This is a genomic window from Maribacter arenosus, from assembly GCF_014610845.1.
Classification (GTDB): Bacteria; Bacteroidota; Bacteroidia; order Flavobacteriales; family Flavobacteriaceae; genus Maribacter_A; species Maribacter_A arenosus.
The window spans coordinates 202,514-224,571 of record NZ_JABTCG010000004.1 but is presented as its reverse complement, the minus strand read 5'-3'; the positions used below and the strand labels follow the sequence as shown (position 1 = coordinate 224,571).

General features: G+C 39.4%; 18 protein-coding genes. 9 read left to right on the top strand and 9 right to left on the bottom strand.

Translation table 11 applies throughout. The features are described from left to right. Positions 1-348 precede the first annotated feature (348 nt). The 3 genes from HPE63_RS11910 (at position 349) to HPE63_RS11900 (ending at position 4,274) form a co-directional block, all read left to right on the top strand. Entirely contained in the window at positions 349-948 is a 600-nt protein-coding gene (locus HPE63_RS11910; RefSeq protein WP_188314499.1) for a hypothetical protein, read from the top strand. A 104-nt stretch (positions 949-1,052) separates the two neighbouring features. Beyond that, positions 1,053-2,174, top strand: a complete 1,122-nt coding sequence (gene chrA / locus HPE63_RS11905; RefSeq protein ID WP_188314498.1) for a chromate efflux transporter — start codon at positions 1,053-1,055, stop codon at positions 2,172-2,174. Between the two features lie 285 nt (positions 2,175-2,459). Continuing rightward, entirely contained in the window at positions 2,460-4,274 is a 1,815-nt protein-coding gene (locus HPE63_RS11900; protein ID WP_188314497.1) for a glycoside hydrolase family 5 protein, read from the top strand. 59 nt (positions 4,275-4,333) lie between these two features. On the opposite strand, the gene HPE63_RS11895 is transcribed toward HPE63_RS11900, so the two are convergent. Both HPE63_RS11895 and HPE63_RS11890 read right to left on the bottom strand, forming a co-directional pair. Further along, positions 4,334-5,911, bottom strand: coding sequence for a SulP family inorganic anion transporter (locus HPE63_RS11895; RefSeq protein WP_188314496.1), 1,578 nt, complete (start codon positions 5,909-5,911; stop codon positions 4,334-4,336). An 82-nt stretch (positions 5,912-5,993) separates the two neighbouring features. Next, complete coding sequence (locus HPE63_RS11890) at positions 5,994-6,968, bottom strand: phytanoyl-CoA dioxygenase family protein (protein WP_188314495.1); 975 nt, start codon at positions 6,966-6,968, stop codon at positions 5,994-5,996. Positions 6,969-7,197: 229 nt separating this feature from the next. On the opposite strand from HPE63_RS11890, the gene HPE63_RS11885 reads away from it, so the two are divergent. Together HPE63_RS11885 and pafA are read left to right on the top strand one after the other, a co-directional pair. After that, a complete protein-coding gene (locus tag HPE63_RS11885; RefSeq protein ID WP_188314494.1) occupies positions 7,198-8,052 on the top strand; it encodes a helix-turn-helix domain-containing protein in 855 nt (284 codons plus the stop codon). Positions 8,053-8,227: 175 nt separating this feature from the next. Further along, positions 8,228-9,904: an alkaline phosphatase PafA gene (gene pafA, locus HPE63_RS11880; protein ID WP_188314493.1), complete on the top strand. Its 1,677-nt coding sequence runs from the start codon at positions 8,228-8,230 to the stop codon at positions 9,902-9,904. Between the two features lie 21 nt (positions 9,905-9,925). On the opposite strand, the gene HPE63_RS11875 is transcribed toward pafA, so the two are convergent. After that, complete coding sequence (locus tag HPE63_RS11875) at positions 9,926-10,990, bottom strand: hypothetical protein (RefSeq protein ID WP_188314492.1); 1,065 nt, start codon at positions 10,988-10,990, stop codon at positions 9,926-9,928. 257 nt (positions 10,991-11,247) lie between these two features. Between HPE63_RS11875 and HPE63_RS11870 the strand changes: the two genes are divergently transcribed. After that, positions 11,248-11,769 carry a hypothetical protein gene (locus HPE63_RS11870; protein ID WP_223198138.1) on the top strand — a complete coding sequence of 174 codons (522 nt, stop codon included), beginning with the start codon at positions 11,248-11,250 and terminating at the stop codon, positions 11,767-11,769. Positions 11,770-11,906: 137 nt separating this feature from the next. Here the strand turns inward: HPE63_RS11870 and HPE63_RS11865 are convergent, their stop codons facing one another. After that, a complete protein-coding gene (locus HPE63_RS11865; protein WP_188314490.1) occupies positions 11,907-12,830 on the bottom strand; it encodes a nicotinic acid mononucleotide adenyltransferase in 924 nt (307 codons plus the stop codon). Positions 12,831-12,955: 125 nt separating this feature from the next. Between HPE63_RS11865 and HPE63_RS11860 the strand changes: the two genes are divergently transcribed. After that, complete coding sequence (locus HPE63_RS11860) at positions 12,956-13,957, top strand: NAD(P)H-dependent glycerol-3-phosphate dehydrogenase (RefSeq protein WP_188314489.1); 1,002 nt, start codon at positions 12,956-12,958, stop codon at positions 13,955-13,957. Positions 13,958-14,016: 59 nt separating this feature from the next. Here HPE63_RS11860 and HPE63_RS11855 read toward each other — a convergent pair whose 3' ends face one another. The 5 genes from HPE63_RS11855 to HPE63_RS11835 all read right to left on the bottom strand — a co-directional run bounded on the left by HPE63_RS11855 (position 14,017) and on the right by HPE63_RS11835 (position 20,449). Next, positions 14,017-15,684 (bottom strand): glycerol-3-phosphate dehydrogenase/oxidase, encoded by a 1,668-nt coding sequence (locus HPE63_RS11855; protein WP_188314488.1) that lies wholly within the window; start codon positions 15,682-15,684, stop codon positions 14,017-14,019. 91 nt (positions 15,685-15,775) lie between these two features. Then, a complete protein-coding gene (gene glpK / locus HPE63_RS11850; RefSeq protein WP_188314487.1) occupies positions 15,776-17,272 on the bottom strand; it encodes a glycerol kinase GlpK in 1,497 nt (498 codons plus the stop codon). A gap of 61 nt (positions 17,273-17,333) precedes the next feature. Next, positions 17,334-19,724: a penicillin-binding protein 1C gene (pbpC, locus tag HPE63_RS11845; RefSeq protein WP_188314486.1), complete on the bottom strand. Its 2,391-nt coding sequence runs from the start codon at positions 19,722-19,724 to the stop codon at positions 17,334-17,336. Then, positions 19,708-20,025 carry an antibiotic biosynthesis monooxygenase family protein gene (locus tag HPE63_RS11840; RefSeq protein ID WP_223198137.1) on the bottom strand — a complete coding sequence of 106 codons (318 nt, stop codon included), beginning with the start codon at positions 20,023-20,025 and terminating at the stop codon, positions 19,708-19,710. Before HPE63_RS11840 ends, pbpC begins: the two co-directional genes overlap by 17 nt. A 67-nt stretch (positions 20,026-20,092) precedes the next feature. Beyond that, a complete protein-coding gene (locus HPE63_RS11835; protein ID WP_188314485.1) occupies positions 20,093-20,449 on the bottom strand; it encodes a hypothetical protein in 357 nt (118 codons plus the stop codon). Positions 20,450-20,591: 142 nt separating this feature from the next. Here HPE63_RS11835 and HPE63_RS11830 point away from each other — a divergent pair, with 142 nt between their 5' ends. Both HPE63_RS11830 and HPE63_RS11825 read left to right on the top strand, forming a co-directional pair. Continuing rightward, positions 20,592-21,104 (top strand): CvpA family protein, encoded by a 513-nt coding sequence (locus HPE63_RS11830; RefSeq protein ID WP_188314484.1) that lies wholly within the window; start codon positions 20,592-20,594, stop codon positions 21,102-21,104. A gap of 496 nt (positions 21,105-21,600) precedes the next feature. Then, on the top strand, positions 21,601-22,053 hold the full coding sequence (locus tag HPE63_RS11825; RefSeq protein ID WP_188314483.1) for a hypothetical protein: 453 nt from the start codon (positions 21,601-21,603) through the stop codon (positions 22,051-22,053). The last annotated feature ends 5 nt before the right edge of the window (positions 22,054-22,058 follow it).

The following is a 22,058-nucleotide window of genomic DNA, read 5'->3' as shown; positions in this document are numbered from 1 at the left end:
AAAGACAATATTCGGTTTACCTCTTGTATAAGTTGTTTGGGATTTCCTTATTTTGGATACGGACATGTTAATCGTTGCTTTAAATAAGGACTCAAAACAGTGAAGGATAATTGGGCTGACCTGCCTAAATTTATATACGGATTGGAGGTCGACTTGTTAGAAATTAAAGTGATAAACGGAAGAATTGGATAAAAAATACCACGCTACAACAGAACCAAAAATCCGTTACATCCGATTTTTTAAACGGAAATTCGGTGTAAAAAGCTAACTTTAATTTCGGCTGGACTATGCTTTGCGAGAATTAAGGCAACCGACCAATGCCAGACCCATGGGTAAATTTCGAATTTCATGAAAAATAAGACTTTTAAAAAATACTTAGCTGAAGGTTTTCTTATTGTATTTAGCGTTTTATTTGCGCTCCTTATCAATAAACTATTTGATGATTACAAAACGCTGCAAAAAAAAGAAGTTGCAATAGAAAGTATTAAAAAGGAATTGAATAGAAACGCATTGATCATTCAGGATTGGAAAACGAAACACGTCATTATCAGGGATAAATTAGTGTCGATAAATAACGGAGATAATGACAGTATTAAAAGTGAGTTGCTAAAAAATAAAATTTTTGATCTAGGAATATTAACCAATCAAGAAGGTCTTATTGACAATACGCTTACAAAAACAGCATGGGAATCTGCTAAATCGACTGGAATAGTGGCAGAATTCGATTTCGAAACTACTGAAATTCTGACTCAGGTTTATTCCTTACAAGACTTAATCATCGATAAAACCATTAGCGAATTATTGAACTTTTATTTCGAAACAGAAACGCATAATTTGAATAATTTGGAGCAGACACTTATTCAATTTCAATTGCGCTTTTGGGAGCTAACAGGTCAAGAGGAACTTATGATCTATTTATACGCTGATAGTATTAAAAAAATAAAATAAAACCGAATCTGGCAAAGGGAAACCTTCCTCAAAAGACAAACTATAATCTGCGTAAATTTGCGCCAATCCCTGTCGTCTATAGCATAAAATGAATACGATATACCATGTCGCGCAACAATGAGCAATTAGAAATAGCAAAACTCTTCTTTAAGTTGGGCTGTATTTCTTTTGGTGGTCCAGCGGCCCATATTGCCATGATGGAAGACGAGGTCGTCACCAAAAGAAAATGGATGACCCAAGCCCATTTTTTGGACCTCATCGGGGCTACCAATTTAATTCCAGGTCCTAATTCTACCGAAATGACCATGCATTGCGGATATGAGCGCGGAGGGTGGAAAGGACTTTTTATAGCAGGTTTCAGCTTTATATTCCCCGCCGTGGTCATCACCTCCGTCTTTGCGTGGTTGTATGTAAAATATGGGCAATTGCCCGAAGTAGATCCCTTTATTTATGGAATAAAACCCGCCGTAATCTCCATCATTATCATGGCTGCCTATCGACTTGGTAAAAAAGCGGTGAAAAGTAATGAAATGGCCCTATTAGGGGTCAGCACCTTAGTGGCCTGTTTATGGGGATTAAATGAGATCATTGCACTTTTCGGTTGTGGTATACTAGGATTGATACTCTATTTGATTAAGAAGAGGGTCAAAACCATTCATAGTATTTTACCTCTAATAATTCTACAGGCCAGTGACCCACTAAAAATTGGTACTCTAAAAATATTCCTGACCTTTTTAAAAGTAGGGGCAATTCTTTATGGAAGCGGTTATGTATTATTTGCGTTTTTGGATTCGGAATTGGTGGCTAATGGTTGGTTAACACGACAAGCCTTGATCGATGCCGTAGCCGTAGGTCAGATGACCCCAGGGCCTGTTTTATCTACGGCAACTTTTATTGGCTGGCAAATGAATGGGGTAACCGGGGCATTGGCAGCAACTATAGGTATATTTCTCCCATCGTTTCTGTTCGTTCTGATATTGAACCCGTTATTCCCCAAAATGCGCAAGTCACAAATGATAGGTGCGCTTTTAGACGCCGTAAATGTGGCGGCCGTTGCCTTAATCATTGCTGTTTGTATAGTGATGGGGAAAGACACTTTGACCGATTGGCGCACCATCCTAATCGCTGTTGTAAGTTTGATAATCGTTTTCTATTTCAAAAAACTGAACAGTGCTTTTATTGTAATGGGGGGTGCATTTCTAGGGTATGTCCTGACTTTCATTTGATAGTGAAGCGACAAATCGATTCCTAAATCCATTTACACCCATCAAAACTTGTTGCCTTAACCATATTTGTTAGATCTTCAAGTTGGCTCCTTGGTTCAAAACAAGTATTATTTTTAACCACAAATAATAAACTCCTGAAAATTAAGTTTTTATAAATATCATGTTACAAAACCTTATAGTAATCGTCTTCATTACCAAACCACTTAATAGGTATAAAAAATTCTGTTTTGATCAATAAACACGATTAGGACCCCATAAATAGCTATTATACAAAAATAAACAGCCATGAGTTTACTCCCTTTCCAAAGAAGAATCGCAAATACGGTAGCACTTGTGATTTTTACCTTCATTTCTATGGGCGGATGTGTAACCCCTAAACCAGCAGGTGAAAGCCAAACCCAAACACCAATTGCAGCACCAACACACAATTCCATGGTCCATACCAAGGGTCTTCAAATCGTTGACGGCAACAACAAACCGATTAAATTGCGAGGTGTATTGTTGGAAGGTTGGTTAATGTGGAACGGTCCCCTTTGGGGAGCTGGATTGACTTCTGAAACCAAGATTGCAAGTCGTTTGGAAGAAATGGCGGGAAAAGCCAATGCCGAAAAGTTCCGTACGGCCGTTTATGATAATTTCATCACCGAAAAAGACATAGAAATGATTGCCGAATTAGGGCTTAATGTCGTGCGTGTACCCTTTAACCATACCATCTTGGAAGATGAAAATCCTTTGGGGAACTATTCTGCAAGAGGATGGAAATACATAGATAATTTACTTGATTGGTGCGAACGACACAAGGTCTATGTGGTACTGGATTTTCATTCAGTGCCCGGTGGGCAAGGTGCATTTGTTTCTGATCCCGAACTTATAAACGTATGGCATACCCCTAAGTATCAGCAAAGAACCGTAGAAATTTGGGGAGCCATTGCAAAACGCTATGCGAACCGAAAAATCATTGCCGGCTATGACCTGATCAATGAACCGGATCCACCAAAAGGAGAGAACCTGGTAGATTTACATCGTCGTATCATACAAGAAATACGTAAAGTTGATCCCTTACATATGATCATCCTTGAAGGAAGTCAATTTTCAAGTGATTTCAGTATGTACACTTCGCCCTTGGATGCCAACCAGGTATACAGTTTTCATTCTTATAACTTTTTCACAAATGATACCGATCAGGCCAATTTGCTCAAACTGGCCAATATTGCAAAAGCTCATAACGTTCCCCTTTGGAATGGCGAGTTTGGGGCACATAACGCTAAATGGATAAAAGAAGAAGTGGCATTGTATGAAAGCCCCCAATATCATGTCAATGGGTGGATTTTTTGGCCATGGAAACGAGTTTCCGAAAATAGTGAACGCTTTCGGGATTTAGCAGCAATCCGCCCTAGTGAGGAATGGAAACAACTGGCACTGAGTATCGCAGATTTGTTCGGGCCCAATAAAAAAATTACACAGGAAATGGCCATAAAGGCCATGAATGGCTTTATTGAATCATTAAAAGGAGAAAATCTTGTGATTGATGAGGAAATAAAACAAATACTTACCACGGGCTGGAACGATGAATCATCCTATGAGCCAATCGATACCTCAAATGAAGAAACCCATGTAAACCTCGAAATTACAACAGAACCTTTAGATTCGGTCACCGTAAATTATGAGACAAAACAACTGTTATACCTGCATAATTCTCCGGGGGCATGTATCGATAAAGAAGGAGAGATCTTTGAATATTGCAAAAGGGAATCAGGTAATCTCGTATTGCATAAGACACAGACCATAAATCATAACCTATGGGTATCTAAAGGAGGGGTGCAGAAAATACAATATAAACTAGAACCTACACGGGATGATTTGTCTGTAGATTTAACCAGTGAGATCAGGTCAAGTGATGGTGATTTGAAAAGCTTTATTAAAATCACCTGTCAGTTTGGCTCAATATGCAAAGCAGAAACCAGTGAAAAGGTAACCTTAGCCAAAGGAACGTACTATTTGGTAAATTCAAGTGCGAAGGCCAATGAAAAATGGATGGGCCCGATGGGAATATCAGGAAAAATAAGCATTGAATCCAGTATTGAAAGAATCAATAAATAAATAGGATACCCTTGATATAGCTTCAATCTTATCATCCATGCTGATATAGGCAGATGCTTTTAAAGCTCATCAACCACAACCTTATAGGTAGGATCTTCCAACACGTTCACATCGATAATATCATCGGCATTCTTTAAGAGTCGAATACAGTCTTTACTTAAATGTTTTAAATGCACTTTTTTACCGGCTTTGGCGTAGCGCTCGGTAAGTTTGTTCAAGGCTTCTATACCCGACATATCGGCTACACGGCTTTCTTGAAAATCGATGATGACTTCATCCGGATCACCTTGCACATCGAACTTTTCATTGAATAAGGTTGTAGAACCAAAGAACAAGGGTCCGAATATTTCATAATGCTTTACCCCATCTTCATCGATATATTTTCTGGCCCGAATCCGCTTTGCGTTCTCCCAAGAATAGGCCAAGGCGGAGATAATGACCCCGAACAGCACGGCGATGGCCAAATTATGGGTAATAGCAGTAATCAAGGTAACCAAGACCATGACGATAACATCGGAGTTCGGCATTTTCCTAAAGGTTTTAAAACTCGCCCATTCAAAAGTCCCTATCGCCACCATGAACATTAAGCCTACCAAAGCTGCCATAGGCAATTGTTCGATCAAGCTACTTCCAAACATGATGAACACTAAAAGCATAACCGCGGCAGTTATTCCAGACAGCCGCGCACGGGCTCCTGAAGAAGTGTTTATCAAACTCTGGCCTATCATGGCGCAGCCTCCCATTCCTGATAAGAATCCGGAAAGAATATTGGCCGTTCCTTGGGCTACACATTCCTTGTTACCACTACCCCGAGTGTCGGTGATTTCATCTATTATATTCAAGGTAAGTAAGCTTTCTGTTAAACCTACCACAGCTACGATCAATGCAAACGGAAAGATGATTTTCAGGTTTTCCCATGTAAAGGGTATTTCAGGAATTGACAGTGGTGGAAAGCCCCCTTGAATGGTTTGTCCTTCTTTCATAGTATCCGCTACGGTAAGCGTATCAACCCCAAAACCGATAACGATTGCCGAAACGACTACAATGGCCAATAAGGAAGACGGAATGGCCTTCGTCAGTTTTGGAAATCCCCAAATGATCAGCATGGTCAGCAAAGTAAGTCCGAGCATAGTATACATGGAAGCACCTGTCAAAAGTTCATCGGTTCCCTTTTGGTAAAAATTGGGAAACTGGGCCATAAAAATGATAATGGCCAATCCGTTTACAAATCCGAACATCACGGGATGCGGTACCAATCGAATGAATTTACCCAAACGCAAAACTCCTGCGATTATTTGTAAAAGTCCGGCTAAGATTACCGTGGCAAATACATAATGCAAAATGGTTTCCGGTTCAATTCCGGGGAAGGTAGTCTTAAGCTGCAATATCAATCCCACAAAAATCACGGCAACGGCCCCTGTGGCACCGGATATCATTCCTGGCCTACCCCCAAAAATAGAAGTGATCAATGCCAGTACAAAGGCAGCATATAACCCAGTCAAGGGTGAAAAGCCTGGAATCAAGGCAAATGCGATGGCTTCTGGCACTAATGCCAAAGCAACAGTAAGACCTGATAAAATCTCGGTTTTATAATCTACCTTCTGTTTAAAATCGAAAATATTTAAATACTTCTTCACGCCCTAGGATTTTAAGGGCGCAAAAATACTGTTTTTAAGTTGGTATGATCTTAAAACGCCTAATTATTAGGGAATTGGCAACTTACCACGGCTTTAAACCCAATAATTTCTCACCGAGGGGCGATAATTTGGCGGTTTCATATTTCTCTTGTTCCCAATTTCTAGGATCTCCAGGAAAAGCATAGCCTTCAGGAGCTATTCTGTTCTTCCAGGAATTAATACGCCAATTCTTTAAGGCCTTATTATCTTCTTCAGCAGGCATCATGGAAATGTACTGGGCAATGCGCACTTTATCCTTCGATTTGTTGGGCCGAATTCCATGGGGTTCGGTACTGTTGAATATCAACAAATCCCCAGCTTCCAATTTTACCTTTACGATTTTATCCTCGAGACCGGTAATATCGGGTTGAAAACGATCTCGGTCGTCGGGTTGGGTCAATTTCCAAGAATCATAATTTCTATACAACCAAGGAATACACTGAAACCCACCCATGTTTTCATCGGTCTGATCCGCAAGGGCCAAAACCCCTTGAACATTCTGTGGTCTGGTCTCTGGATCATAATCCCAATGAATAAATCCTTTTTGCTCATGACCCGGTCTGTTCGGAAAATTCAGATTGGCACGGTCAATGGTTACCCACAATTTATCTGTACCCCAGACATCTGAAAAGGCCTCATAAACGCGCTGCATTTGACGATTGTTCCATAGATGTTGGTGATTATAGACCTCAACCATTCCCGTTCCCGTTAACTCCTTCATTTTCATTTCTGCCCTTGGGGGTGCATACCAGGTCTCGGGATCATTGGGGTCTTTTTCCTCAAATTCCCATAAAAAATCAGCTGTTTTTTGTGCTTGGTCTTTTGCAACAGCATTCTTTATGACGATATACCCATTATGCCCCCAGAACTTCCAATCATCTTCACTCAAGACCTTTAACGGCTTCCCATTGGAACGGTCATTCAATTTTACTTTACTACTGGTGGCCGTTGACGGATTGCCAGGAATATCCTCATGCGCCTTATTGGCCATCTCCAACTTTGTGTTTGTATTTTTCATTCCCTAAAGTCTTTTAAAATGGTGTTCATGAATCTTTGATTTCGGATGCTTAATAAAAAATAAATTATCGATGTACCCAGTACAACTGGATATAATGATGAAAACTAGATTATAAAACTATACATCCAAACCGTACGGCTCTACCTTAATATTGATATTAATTTGAACTTTATTGATATATTTGTAGTTTTTTAATCCATATTGGGATAATTTTGTATTCCCAAAGGCAATGAAAATTCAACTTGAAACCTTCGACCAACAATCCAAAAGTCCATTTAGACTTTTGCATGACCCTAAGTTGAACCATCTTTTTTATTGGCATTTCCATCCTGAGATTGAATTGGTCTACATAGAAGGAGCTAGTGCCACCCGGCATGTGGGCGACCATATCTCCAATTATACGAACAGCGATCTTGTGCTCATTGGTTCGAATATTCCGCATCTAAATTTTGATTATGGTGTACATACTTTGTACCAGAAAGAGGTATTGCATATCAAACCATTCTTTAGAACGGATATTATTCAGAAAACGCCCGAACTACAATCCTTGGAACACCTGTTGGAACTCTCCAAATACGGAATCGCCTTCTCCGGGACAACGAAAACCGAGGTGGGCCAACTTTTAAAAACCCTGCATACCCTTCCGCCGTTTGATTTTTTTATGCAGGTCATCCATATCCTGAAAAGGCTTTCGCATAGCAAGGACTTTAAATTACTTCATAAAAAGCCCTTTGTCAACAAATACAGTAAAAAAGAACAAGACCGTATTCGTAAGATATATGCTTTGATCGATGAGCGATATCAAGAAAAGATTACGGTCGATGAGGTGGCATACCTATGCAACTTGACCAAACCCGCATTTTGTCGTTACTTTAAAAAAGCTACGGGTAGTACTTTTATCGGATTCCTGAACCAATATCGCATCAGTCAGGCCAAAAGACTGTTGTTGACTGGCAAGAACATCAGTGAGACCTGTTATGAATGTGGATTCGAAAGTTTGTCCTATTTTAATAGGACCTTCAAAAAGATTACAAATGAAAATCCTTCTGAATTTAAAAAGAAATTGACGCCAAATTTGATATGAAATTATTCGTACCAAAATCCAAACATGAGGGGATGAAACGTTCCCAATAAAATAATGGCCGAAAAGAAGGGTTCTTTTCGATGCTAATTTTTAACTTGGAGGGTAATCTTATTAAACGAAAGTTTTTTTTTCAGGCTAGGCTACTAACAAATATTGATACTTAATAAAAATCGTAATGCGTAATTTCTATATTTTTTTGCTTCTTTTTATTATCGGATATTCCTATCAAGGTTTGGCCCAAGATTCGAATAAGCCCAAGTTGGTTGTTGGGGTGATTATCGACCAAATGGGTTTTGACCAATTGTATAAATATCACGACAGATATGGCGAGACCGGATTTAAAAGACTGATAAGGGATGGATTCAATTTTAAAAACGCAAATGTCAATTATATTCCATCGGAAACTGCCCCTGGACATGCTTCAATTTACACGGGGACCACTCCTGCATATCATGGCATTATCGGCAATAGTTGGTATGACCGGGATTTAGGGAATTATGTGGGCAATGTAATCGATTCCAATGAAAAAATAGTTGGGTCAATAAATGAGAATCCAAACGGCACCTCTCCCAAAAATTTAGCAGCCACCACAATAACGGACGAGTTAAGGCTAAGGAGTAAATTTAAATCAAAAGTAATCAGTGTTTCCATAAAGGACAGAGCTGCTATACTCCCAGGAGGAAAGTCTGCAAATGCAGCTTATTGGTTCGATTGGGAATCCAGTCCTGGCTATTTTGTAAGTAGTTCTTTCTACATGAAAAAAGTACCTAAATGGGTTTCCAAGTTTAATGAATTAGGAAAATCCAACATTTATCTCAACCATTCCTGGAACACCTTATATCCTCTTTCTACGTACACAGCCAGCTCTCCTGATAACAATAAATATGAGCCTTCCCTAGGGGGCAAGTCGAGCCCTACCTTTCCGTACGACTTTAAAACCATGCGTGAAAAATATGTAAAAAGTGGATTGGAATATCAATTGCTTTTGGTATCTCCGGGAGGTAACTCTTTATTGACCGAGTTTGCCATTGCCGCGATTGAAAACGAAGAATTAGGTATGGATGAATATCCTGACATATTGAATGTGAGCTATTCAATTACCGACGTAATCGGGCACACTTTTGGGCCACAATCGGTTGAAATGGAAGATATTTATCTGCGTTTGGACAAAAACCTGGGGGAACTTTTTGCTACCCTAGATTCTAAGGTAGGAAAAGATGATTATTTGCTCTTTTTAACTTCTGACCATGCCGCGATACCTGTGGTTTCCTATCTAAGGGATAACAAACTTGATGGTGATATTGCAAGGATAGTAGAGTATAACAATCAACTAAAGTCATTTTTGGAAGCAAAATATGGTGCAGGTTCTTGGATCGATAATTTTGACGGGGACCAAGTTTACCTTAATAAGAATACAGTAGATGAAAAAAAATTAGTCTTACCAGTTATACAGCAGGAAGTAGCTGATTTTTTAATGACCCAGAAAGGGGTGTACTTGGCCCTTACCGCACATGAACTTCAAACCAAAACCTATGAAGAAGGCTTAAGAAAAACCATACAAAATGGATATCATCCCAAGAGGTCGGGCGATGTCTTGATTTCCTATAACTCCGGGACCATTCTAAACCCAGATCCACAAATGGTGGTTGAAAGGGTAAAAGGTACCGTGCATGGTTCAGGATATAGTTATGATACACATGTTCCCTTATTGTGGATGGGATCAGGAATTCCAAAGGGAGAGTCGGTTCGAAGTGTAAATCCGATAGACATTACCCCGAGCCTAGCAATGTTCTTGAACCTACAACTGCCAAGTGCTGTTCAAGGGAAGCCTTTAAGTGAATTATTTGATTAAATCTTTACCCAATCTGAAGATTTACTTCGTTCTAGCCCGATTTAAAATTTCTATTTCAAATTTTGAATCATTGGCAAGTACATCGAAAAAATCATTAATATATGTCGTACAGCGTGCGTATTCCTTTGGGTTCTCAAAATGACCCTTAAAAGCCTCAATAAGTGCCAACATTTTTGATTTATTCTCTAAAAACTGATTTCTTACCTCGAACATCACTTCGTTGTCCCTTTTGAACCCCCTATACATTCTTTGGGTTACTTCGGTAATCGGCAAAACATCGTTGCCAACCTGCGAGACTACTGAATAGCTCGTGTCGCATAATCCAGACATATCAAAATCATAGGGCACTGGAATGGAAGTATTATTCACAAACAATAACTTTTCATTATGTTGATAGGCCGTTGAAAAGTCGGTATTCCCAATCATAAACTGAAAAAATGCATTTTGAACAGAACAAATTGCGTCCTGTTGCATTGGGTGCACATTTCTTTTTAAGACATTCCCTCCATGTCGATTGGCCACTTTCTTGATGTCTTCTATAAAAAAACCTTTCATGTTATGCTCTCTGATATTCTTACCTTTTGGTTCCGAAAGCGTAATATTCAAAAGCCTAGTTTTAAAATGGTACGGGGAAACTAGCTCATATAACTTATAGGCCAGTAATTCCTTTAACAAATAATCGTCTCCAGCCTTTTCGGTAAGACAAGGCAATACCAGTTTCAGTTCCTTATTCCCTTTAAATAAACTTTCTTTGGTATCTTCTTTTTTCAATTTAATTTTTAAAGGGGCAAAATAGCAGTTCTTTAACCTGTTATTCCCTCGGGCACGTACTCTAACAGGGAGGTTTTTCCATGTATCACCTTCAACTTGATAGTTTAAATCAAGATTTAAATATGTACTGTCATTTGTGCTTTTCCTGATAACCTTGTTGGCATAATTCATTTTAATATGAACAATGGTATCGCTCGAGAATAGCTTAGATACCTTACCAATTTTCTTATTTACATTCTTTTCCTGGGAAAAACAGGATAAGGTGCACAAAAAATATAAAATAAGGAGATTGCTATTTATTTGATTATTACCCATATTCGGTTAACTTTATAATGTAATGTATTAAAAATCTAGTTATTAAGCTCTACCTGACCACATTAAATTATAGAACATTAGTGGTGATCCTTATATCGGGATTATCGGTTTTTGTATGTTATCGGTACCAAATATTTTTCAATGTTGATCTCACCTTATTAAGTATAGCTATAATATTCCCACTGGTTTTTACCATTAGAGGTTCATTCAGAAGAAGGGAAAAAGCCCTTGAACACCTAAGCCAATTTAGGAGTGCCATGAAAACCCTTTATTATTTTACTACCACCAGTAATTTAACGTTGGAAGAAAAAAATAAGTTGGAAATTATCCTTGAGGATGTGGGGAATAAAACCATGGAACGTCTTAAAAATCAGAATGAGGAAATTAAGGATTTGGATGATGAAATAGAAAAGGTTTATGATTTTATTCTTTCGAAGAACGGAATGATTTCCACAAAATTGAAAGATCGGGTTTTCAAGTACCTGAATGATCTACATGAAGCCATTGACAATCTTCACGCTATTCACGTGCATAGGACCCCTTTGAGCCTTAAAGCCTATTGTAAGGTGTTTATCTATATTTTCCCTTTTATGTATACCCCCACAATAATTTTCAACATTGGACAAAATTATAATCATGCAGCTGTATATTTTGTTGTAATTCTTACGGAATTTATACTTATTTCCCTTTACAACATACAGGATCATTTAGAATACCCATTTGATGACAAAGGGCTCGATGACATAAAACTGGATCATTTTAAAATAAAAAGAAAGTAATTGTACCTGGCCGTAATAAAAAACCGCCCCACTCTTAGCTGGTAGGGCGGTTCCTAACTAAATAACCAACCAAAAAAATACTTTTCAACTGTGTTTACGCCACCTCAGGTAATAAAGCGTACCTCAGTTTTGTATTATTATTTTTTACTTCGTTTTACCTGCATTACAGGGTTAGAAGTCTTTCTTCTCTTTTTAGAGACCGAGCCCTTGCCCGATTTCAAGTACTGCTGGTATCCCCTTCCTTTAAACTCATAGATCGTTTCACTACTAGGGTGATACAACTCAATGGTACTATCATTAATAACGTATAGTTCAAAGTAATCATTGCCCATAAAATCATACGCCAATGTTAAAGTTTTGAGCGTTTCATCGTTTTCTACATCATAGACCGTATAATCCCCTTCAAAATCCCATTGTAGGTAATTTACCGATGTTCCTATGGGATCGATTGATGATCTAAAAAAGTCGCCATCTCCACCTGAAATAAATTGGAGGAAATTCTCATCATCAAAATCATTCAATGCCCCTTGTTCACTGGTATAGGTTTTCTCCCATGCATCATACTCCTGCAAGAAATAATGTATGTTATCATAAAAGACCATATCAAAATCGAACCGGTTTAATTGAAACCCTTTTAGGAAATAAGAGGTGTTTGAATTGGAATCGTACAATTCCAAGGTATTTCCATTGACCGCAAATACATCTAAAAGCCAACGACCGTCCACATCATGATCTATTTCGATCGCTCCAGGGAAAACATCAAAATACCCTACATCTATACCATATCCATTTCCCGTTTTACCCAAACCCACCATATTATTGTTCGCATAGACCCTACCGTTCTCAAATGAAATTGTGAAAGCCCGCTCCAAGAAAGGCACCTCACCATTTCCTTTGGTCGCTTGTATGTCTATATACCAAAGATCAAAGGATTGTAATACTTGGGCCGTATTAAAACCTGATTCCTCTATAAATTCATCATCAAGAATCACTTCGGTATAACATGAAGTCATCAATAGACCTATAAGTAAAAATCCAAGGAGTAGTTTTGTTGCTTTCATAATTCAATGCTTTCGATTCGGTAGAAACAAAACAAGCACCATGCCATGATTTATAATTGCCTGTATATCAGCTATTAATGTGTTATGGTATTTTTATTTACATTTGATGTGAATTAATTTTCCGAATGGACAAGGAACTACGTTTTGCGGTATTGGGTGGAGGAAGTTGGGCAACGGCCATTGTTAAAATGCTAACCGAAAACCTGCAGAAGATTACCTGGTATATGCGAAACGAGGATGCGATTGCCCATATACGAAAGCAAAGACACAATCCCAATTACCTAAGTTCGGTTGAATTCGATACCTCTCAATTGGTCCTTACCGCTGATATTGATGAGGCCGTAAAAAACAATACTATTCTCATCTTTGCCATCCCCTCTGTATTTCTAGAATCTGAACTGAAAAAATTGACCGTTTCCTTAGAGGGTAAAATCATTTTTTCTGCAATAAAAGGTATCGTTCCCGAAACAGGGCTGATCGTTGGTGAGCATTTTCATGAGATCTACAATATACCTTTTGAGAACATAGGAGTCATTACGGGGCCTTGTCATGCAGAAGAAGTTGCCTTAGAACGACTTTCTTATCTAACCATTGCATGTGCCGACAAAACGAATGCCGTAAAAGTCGCAAATTCCTTAAAAAGCGACTACATCAAAACCAAAATTTCCGATGATATCATTGGAACGGAATATGCGGCCATGTTGAAGAATATTTACGCCATTGCCGCAGGTATATACCATGGCTTGGGTTATGGCGATAATTTTCAAAGTGTACTGATGAGCAATAGCATTCGCGAGATGAAGCGCTATATAAAACGAGTTCACAAAATGAAACGGAACATCAATAATTCCGCTTATCTAGGGGACTTATTGGTAACGGGATATTCCACTTTCAGCCGGAACCGTATGTTCGGAAATATGATCGGGAAAGGGTATACCGTAAAAAGTGCCATGATGGAAATGAGCATGGTGGCCGAAGGGTATTATGCCACCAAAAGCGCCTATGAACTAAAAACGAATTTTAAAAGCAAGGTTCGTACACCTATAATCGATGCCGTTTACGATGTGCTATATTTAGGTAAAAATGCCAAACATACTTTTGCTGCATTGACAAACAAGATAGATTAGTCATACCTCATAGACCTACAAGGTCTTGTAGACCCTTGCAGGATTTCAACCCAAACCATTCAACCCCTATCCAAAGAAAAATTCGAATGTGCTTCAATTTCGGCATGCAACCCATCTCTCCAAGCTGCGATTTGGGAATCATTAATGGCATAGACCTTCTTAAACACCAATAAAACAGGCTCCATAAGTTGACGGACACTTTCTATATCAAAATAAAGACGGCCTGTACGCCGAATGAAGAAATCCATAGGGTTTTGAACCATTTCAAATTCGATACCGAAATGAAGTTCGGCCAATGCCAACCGTATTTCGTTTGTATCCCCTTTCTGTTTCGAATAGTACCCTAGAATGGTTTCGGTCTGAATACCATAATTAGTCACCAGGAACCAAGCATTATACCTTTTAAAACCATCACCTTTGATACGCCCGTAAATCTCGCCAATGTACTTGTTAACGTGTTTGGCATTTTTAAAACCATTGCCACATAGGGGAATTTCAGCTGTAGTACATTCCCCTACCTCTTGGTCATAATCCTCCTCCATTTTCTTGGCAATTCGGTTTACGACCCGTTCGGCCATTTTTCGATACCCTGTAAGCTTGCCCCCTGCGATACTTATTAGACCTGAGTCTGAAACAAAAATTTCATCCTTTCTTGATAGTTCCGAGGCAGACTTTCCTTCTTCATGGATCAATGGGCGTAGTCCCGCCCAGGAAGATACAATATCATCCATTTCCAAGTTGATGCTCGGAAACATATTGTTGACGGCCGATATCAAATAAATGGCATCGGCGAGATCGGTTTCAACATGGTCTTTATCGTTCAGGTAATTTGTATCGGTGGTTCCTATATAGGTCACTTTGCCCCTTGGGATTGCGAACATCATACGACCATCTGGAATATCAAAATAAACGGATTGCTTTACCGGTAATTTTTCATAGGGGAACACCAAATGTACCCCCTTGGTCAAATGCAAGCGCTTGCCTTTTTTGGAATTGTTCAAACTTCGAAGATCATCGACCCAAGGCCCTGTCGCACTGATTACGTATTTCGATTTTATTTTGAATTCGGTTCCAGAGACTACATCTTTTACAATAACCCCGGCAACTTTTTCCTTATCATAGCTAAAATCTGTGACCTCGGCATAATTCAATGCTTTTGCTCCGAATTTCAAACTCGTTTTAATAATTTCAATGGTCAACCGGGCATCATCGGTTCTATACTCTGCATAATACCCAGCACCATTCAAAATCTTTTTTGGTAAAAGTGGTTCCAATTTCAACGCTTCCTTCTTCTCCAGCATTTTGCGTTTATCATCCCCCGTTACCTGTGCCAAAACATCATAGACCTTTAGTCCAATCGATGTTAACCATTTGCCATACGAACCATTTTCAATTAGGGGTAGGAGCATTTTTTCAGGTAGCACCAAATGGGGCGCCAAATTATGAACAATGGCACGTTCCGAACCTACTTCTTTGACCAACCAAAAATCAAATTGCTTTAAATACCGTAATCCCCCATGGATCAGTTTGGTCGACTTGCTACTGGTGCCCGAGGCGAAATCCCCTTTTTCAACCATTGCTACCTTTAATCCTCTTGAAGCGGCATCCAAAATTATACCCCCACCTGTAATTCCTCCACCGATGACCACAAGATCATAGTGCTCTTCGGATAATTCCTTAATGATTTTGGTTCTTTCAAGATTTGAGAACCGAATATTTTTTATCATACCTTATTATATTCTTTGATCTAGGAATTCTATACGCGAGGTTAGAACCATGACGCAGATCATATTTCATGCATCTTTTAACAACATCCTATTAATCAGGTAGTTTATCTTCCCATCCTTTGGTCCGATCAACTGCTTTTTGCCACCGGTCATATAAATGCTTTCGTTTAATACGATCGAATGTCGGTTTAAAAATTCGGTCCATGGGTCTATTTTGATTAATATCTTGCTGTGTCCATATTCCCACTTGAATACCAGCCAAAAATGCGGCACCCATGGCCGTAGACTCGATTACTGTAGGGCGATGGACCTCTGTTCCCAAAATATCGGCCTGAAACTGCATTAAATAGTTGTTCGCACAGGCACCTCCATCAACTTTTAAGTTCTGAAGTTCCACCCCGGAATCCTCTTCCATGGCGTCCAGGATATCTTTGGTTTGGTAGGCCAGTGATTCTAGGGTCGCTTTGGCCAAATGGGCCTTTCCTGTATCGCGGGTCAGTCCAAAAATAGCACCCCGGGCATACATATCCCAATAAGGTGCCCCCAATCCCGCGAAGGCAGGAACAACCACAACAGAGCTATCCTCTTCAATTGAGTTCGCTAGGGCTTCGGTTTCTTTGGCCTCCTTAATTAGTCCGAGTCCGTCACGTAACCATTGTATCGCGGCCCCGGCTATGAAAATGCTTCCTTCAAAGGCATAATTCACCTTTCCGTTCAATCCGTAAGCAATCGTTGTTAAGAGACCATTATCCGAAAACTGGGGGTTTTCGCCCGTGTTCATCAACATAAAACAACCCGTACCATAGGTATTCTTTGCTGTCCCTTTTTTAAAACAACCCTGGCCGAAAAGTGCTGCTTGTTGATCGCCGGCAATACCGGCGATCGGAATAGTCTTTCCATTTAATTCATAATCCCCAAAATGATAGGCCGATGGTTGAACCGTGGGCAACATTTGTTTTGGCACACCCAGTGTTTTTAATAATCGATCATCCCATTTAAGATTCACGATATCGTACATCATAGTTCTTGAAGCATTGGTATAATCGGTTACATGATTCTGGCCTCTGGTCATATTCCATACCAACCAAGTATCGACCGTTCCCATTATAAGATCTCCTTTCTCGGCTTTATTCCTCGCACCTTCCACGTTATCCAAAATCCATTTTACCTTGGTCCCTGAGAAATAGGAATCTATAACCAAGCCCGTCGTCATTTTTACGTAATCGACCAAGCCTTTGCGCTTTAGATCTTCACAGGTATTCGCCGTACGCCTATCTTGCCAAACGATGGCATTATAAACCGGTACTCCAGTATTTTTATCCCACACCAGGGTTGTTTCACGTTGATTGGTAATACCAATACCCTTAATAGAATCGATATTTATTTTTGATTCTTCCACCAATTGGTGCATGACACTCAACTGGGATTCCAGAATTTCTTTAGGATCATGCTCTACCCAACCTGGCTTAGGGAAAATCTGTTGGAATTCTTGTTGCACCATATGCACTATGACGCCATCTTGATCAACCAATAGGGCTCTAGAACTTGTAGTGCCTTGATCTAGGGAAATTATATATTGCTTCGACATGCCTATTATTGGGATTAGATATTAAAGATAGCCTTTACCCTTTCGAAATCAAAACACTTTCCTATTCTACCTGTATCGTAATATTTGCCTCGTTACCTACGGCGTCTACTGCGGTTATTCGATGTTGGCCTAGTGAAGGCAAAATCCCCATTTCATGAAAATTGGAGGTTTGACCCAAGTACCTATCATCTAAGTACCAATAGACCGGGGTGCGAGGTTCAATATGGGCCAATTTAAGTATCAATTCATTATAGTTGCCCGCAAAATTCTTGGTTAGACCAATCCGGTTGCCATTTTTAGGATAGATAAACTCCAAGGAAGGTTCTAACGGATTTTTGCAATTCGCTTTAAAAGAGGGTAAGGTTTTATACGTTGCATGGTTCTTTTTATAATAGAATTCCATCAATGGTGGCAGTACAAACCAAGATTCGGTATGGGCTTGGGATAAATCGGCACATGATGAATTGACCCTGAACTGCCTCTGTGGATCCAAAAGAATAGTCCTATGATATGCACATGCCTTTACATAATTGTTCTTTTTGGGAACACTAATGGTTTTTGTGGGACAACGATCCGTTGCCAAAAACCCACTGATTTGGCAAACTTCCATGGCAGCGAATTCATCCAAGGGTTTAGTGAACCATTTCGATCGTGGTAATACATCGAATACATCAAAAAGTATAGGGGCGGCACTCGATAATCCGGTTACATTGGGTCGACCTTCCCCATCGGCATTACCCACCCATATACCAACCACATGGTCTTTTGTTGTACCGATGGCCCAAGCGTCCTTATTTCCGAAGCTTGTCCCGGTTTTCCAGGCTATTTCCTTACTGCTGTCAAAGAACTCCCAAGATTCATTGCCTTCCGGACGGTTTACATCTTTCATGGCTTCGAAAGTGAGATAGATACTCCCCGCATCAAAAATGGTTTTTTCAATGGATTTTATTCCAAAATCGACCAACTTATCCTTAATCACGATCGGATTTGTAAATTCTTGCTTAAAATACTCGCTGGAAGTGGTATTGAAATGATTGATAGTCGATGCCATGGATGCATAGGTTTTAGAAAGATCCCAAAGACTGCTTTCGGCTCCACCAAGAATAAGGGTCAACCCATAATGATCGGCGGGTTTATCGATGCCCTCAAGTTGAAAGGCATTTAATTGATTACGGAATTTCTCCAATCCATATTCCTGTAATAACCTTACTGCGGGTATATTTAGGGAACGGGCCAATGCCTTATTTGCTTCGATAGCCCCAGTATAGTCCTCATTGAAATTTTCCGGAGTGTATCCGGCGATTTGAGTCGGCACATCGGGCACCAACATTTCTGGCAGTAATTCACCAGCATCCAACATAGCGGTATAAAGTAATGGTTTTAGGATACTTCCTGTACTTCGATTCGCCTGTACCATATCCACATCCTTCTGATGGTTCCGATCTGTTGGCGTATTACCCACATAAGCCAAAACCGCTCTAGTCTTTACATCCAATACCAATACGGCAGCATTATAGACTTGATTTTGTTTTAGATCCGTATAATGCTTCTTCAATATGGAATTCACATTGGCCTGCAAATTTTCATCAATGGTCGAGGTTATTCGCTTCCCTTTTTGCTCCTTAGCCAAAAACTGAACTGCATGAGGTGCCAATTGTGGTAGACGATACGGTTTTTGAGGTAATTTTTCCAATAGTGCCAATTCATAGGTCGTACGATCCAAAATACCCTTTTGGAATAACTTAAGTAATAAACGATTCCGTTTTTGAAGTAACTTTTCCTGGTTCTTCCCAGGATATATAAGACTTGGCGCATTAGGCAGTACAGCTAAGGTAGCTGATTCGGCCCAGGATAACTGATACGGTTGCAACCCAAAATAACGCCAAGCCGCGACATCAAGACCTACCACATTGCCCCCGAACGGGGCATAACTTGCATAATATTTTAGAATTTCCGCTTTGGAATGGCGAAGTTCTAGTCGTGTGGCCAATAATAATTCGATGGCCTTTTCCCAATAAGTACGTCTTTTTCCTTTTCGGGATAGTCGAATCACCTGTTGGGTCAGTGTACTTCCCCCACGAACCGATTTACCAGCCTTAATATTGGTGCCTATGGCCTTGATCATCGAAACAGGATTAAAACCCGGATGTTTTTGAAAGTAAGCATCCTCAAACTGTATAATACAGGTCTTGAACTTTTTAGGCACACTATCAACCAGAGGAAATCGCCATTGTCCATCATCGGCGATAATAGCGCCCAATAGTCTCCCGTTTCTACTTTCAACAACCGTAGCAGTGGGTGCTACGAAAAGATGTTTAGGCAAACAGAAGTAATAGGCTATCAGTAATCCCAAGAGAACAAATAGGGTTATGGGGTGGGATTTGCCCCATAGTTTTATTTTCAAAAGAATGCGCTCCCTTTTTGATTGGGGATTTTCATTTACTGAACCCATATTCCCTTTCTACAAAACAAATTCTCACCTTATACCATGCATACCATTCTGATTTCCCTTTTTCCTGGGCGAATAAGCGGTCGGTATTTGCCTTCCAATCGGCAATGTCTTGCAGGCTTTTCCAATAACTGACCGAGATACCTATTTCTCCCCTTGCTCTTTCAAAATCCACGAACCCAGGTTGTTGTCGTGCCAAGTCTTCCATTTTTCGGGCCATTTCAGAATATCCATGGTCTTCCTCGGTTCTTTGATTCGTGAAAATAACAGCATAATAAGGTGCTTTCATATTTTTTTCCATCATTCCAGTAAGGTCTGGAATCCTAGTGATGCAAATGGATTACTTCTTTCGCAAAAAAAATTATTACCCATTAATTTATATATTCCTTCTCCAAAAAATACCCTACGATCGCCTCTTTCATCAACACGGATTGCTCCCCTGACTTTAAAGCTGGCAATTCCTCTTTTATCGTATAATGTGGCCAACCTTCTTCATCGAAAAAATCGAATTCGTAATATCCATAAGGTTCCAATAATCTACAAATGGCAATATGCATAAGATTCAATTTCTCTTCTTTTTTAAAGGTCCTGTGATATTGCCCCAATTCCTGAACCCCGACCAAATATATAATGGCATCCAACTCCATGGGGTCACCATCGGCGAATTGTACCGATAGCTTTTTAACCAAAAGCTCCCAGCGTTCCTTTAGTAGTAGGTCTCTAGACATAGTCCTGTTTTCTGTTCCAAAGGTACAAATCAATGTTCTATCTTTGTTCAGTTATTTGTTTTGGTAATTTGACCCCATACCAACACTGAGCGTAGCGTTAATCCCAAGTTTTTCTTGGGACATCATTTTAAAATGTAAGAAAATGGGAATTTTGGATATTGTTTTAGGTCTTTTGCTTTTGTATGGCCTTTACACCGGTTTTAAAAATGGATTATTTGTTGAAATCGCCTCAATTATTGCCTTGATAGCCGGACTATATGGGGCCATCCACTTTTCTTATATCGCAGGGGAATACCTCTCACAAAACATGCAGTGGAACGAGCGTTATATAAATATTACGGCATTCATCATTACCTTTGCTATCATCGTTCTTGTAGTGCAATTAGCCGCAAAATTCTTAACTAAAATAGCCGACTTTGCTATGTTGGGCCTGTTGAATAAATTAGCGGGAGCCATTTTTGGGACCCTTAAAGTGGCCGTGATTATCGGTGCTCTTTTGATTTTCTTTGAACGAGCCAATTCTTCGGTGAATTTGGTACATAGTGATACGCTTGAAAAATCTATTCTTTACGAACCTATAAAAGAGATTGGGGCATTGGTATTTTCCAAGGTCCTTAAAGGGACGGATAAGGATAATAAGAACGAAGAAGAGTAATTAGAACATCATTTTAAAACGCTTTCTTAAATACAGGTTTTTTTAATCATACAGTATTAAACGAATTCCATCAAAGACAAGCCAATACCTAGACCTTTCGACCTTACTACATACCAACACCCGATTTCTTAAAATAGGTGTTCACTGATCGTCATCTATAAATACCCTAAGTTATAGTCTAGGAAAACCTTATTTTAATTCAAGAATCGACCCAGAAAAAATAGTATTTGCAGCACTGTTTATTTCAACGAATAGAATTAAATTGGTCATAAGCCAAGTAATCTGGGAATCGTAGAGGCGAAAAATAATCATTCTTGAGGATTGGTTCAATTGGCTCAAAAAATGTAATCCGATTCGCATAACAACTTGTAGAACAATAACTTGTAAAGTATTGATTCGGCATTTTAGAGATTAAAACGGCTATTTAACGATTTATGACCTGCAATTGTATTGGTTTTTATTCTTTTGTAGGTGAGAACGAGAAAATGAGGGCGCATTGAAAAAGTTGAGGGATACACCATATTATTACAGGGCAATTCACGAAATCAATTATAGTTTCGGTGATTTCTATCTATTCGATACTTTTATTGTGGGCGAATTCCATGAGGATGTCCATATTTCGTGGAATGAGCATGGAAAGACGATTGCTGAGGAGTTATCTAACCTTTATGATAATAATGGAAAGGACTTAGTCTATATATCCAATAGGGTGAACGATTACTCATTGGTCCCAACAGATTGGAAGAAATTCTTTAAACTAAGTTACAACCTTAAAGCCTATGGCATCGTAAGCTATACCAAGACAGGGTATTTTAATGCCATGCTCGAAAGAATGTTCGTAAATACGAAGTTACGATGGTTCAATTCCTTGGAAGACGCCATTGCTTGGGTCGACCACATTTCTAACACAGAAGTTTTGGTTCTTAAAGCCAAAAAGGCTTCGCTTTAACGTTT

Coding starts and splice junctions, on each gene's coding strand:
- HPE63_RS11860 (WP_188314489.1), top strand. CDS start 12,956: ATGGACAAGGAACTACGTTTTGCGGTATTGGGTGGAGGAAGTTGGGCA.
- HPE63_RS11855 (WP_188314488.1), bottom strand. CDS start 15,684: ATGATAAAAAATATTCGGTTCTCAAATCTTGAAAGAACCAAAATCATT.
- HPE63_RS11865 (WP_188314490.1), bottom strand. CDS start 12,830: ATGAAAGCAACAAAACTACTCCTTGGATTTTTACTTATAGGTCTATTG.
- HPE63_RS11875 (WP_188314492.1), bottom strand. CDS start 10,990: ATGGGTAATAATCAAATAAATAGCAATCTCCTTATTTTATATTTTTTG.
- HPE63_RS11900 (WP_188314497.1), top strand. CDS start 2,460: ATGAGTTTACTCCCTTTCCAAAGAAGAATCGCAAATACGGTAGCACTT.
- HPE63_RS11885 (WP_188314494.1), top strand. CDS start 7,198: ATGAAAATTCAACTTGAAACCTTCGACCAACAATCCAAAAGTCCATTT.
- glpK (WP_188314487.1), bottom strand. CDS start 17,272: ATGTCGAAGCAATATATAATTTCCCTAGATCAAGGCACTACAAGTTCT.
- HPE63_RS11890 (WP_188314495.1), bottom strand. CDS start 6,968: ATGAAAAATACAAACACAAAGTTGGAGATGGCCAATAAGGCGCATGAG.
- HPE63_RS11835 (WP_188314485.1), bottom strand. CDS start 20,449: ATGTCTAGAGACCTACTACTAAAGGAACGCTGGGAGCTTTTGGTTAAA.
- HPE63_RS11840 (WP_223198137.1), bottom strand. CDS start 20,025: ATGATGGAAAAAAATATGAAAGCACCTTATTATGCTGTTATTTTCACG.
- HPE63_RS11910 (WP_188314499.1), top strand. CDS start 349: ATGAAAAATAAGACTTTTAAAAAATACTTAGCTGAAGGTTTTCTTATT.
- HPE63_RS11870 (WP_223198138.1), top strand. CDS start 11,248: ATGAAAACCCTTTATTATTTTACTACCACCAGTAATTTAACGTTGGAA.
- HPE63_RS11830 (WP_188314484.1), top strand. CDS start 20,592: ATGGGAATTTTGGATATTGTTTTAGGTCTTTTGCTTTTGTATGGCCTT.
- chrA (WP_188314498.1), top strand. CDS start 1,053: ATGTCGCGCAACAATGAGCAATTAGAAATAGCAAAACTCTTCTTTAAG.
- pbpC (WP_188314486.1), bottom strand. CDS start 19,724: ATGGGTTCAGTAAATGAAAATCCCCAATCAAAAAGGGAGCGCATTCTT.
- pafA (WP_188314493.1), top strand. CDS start 8,228: ATGCGTAATTTCTATATTTTTTTGCTTCTTTTTATTATCGGATATTCC.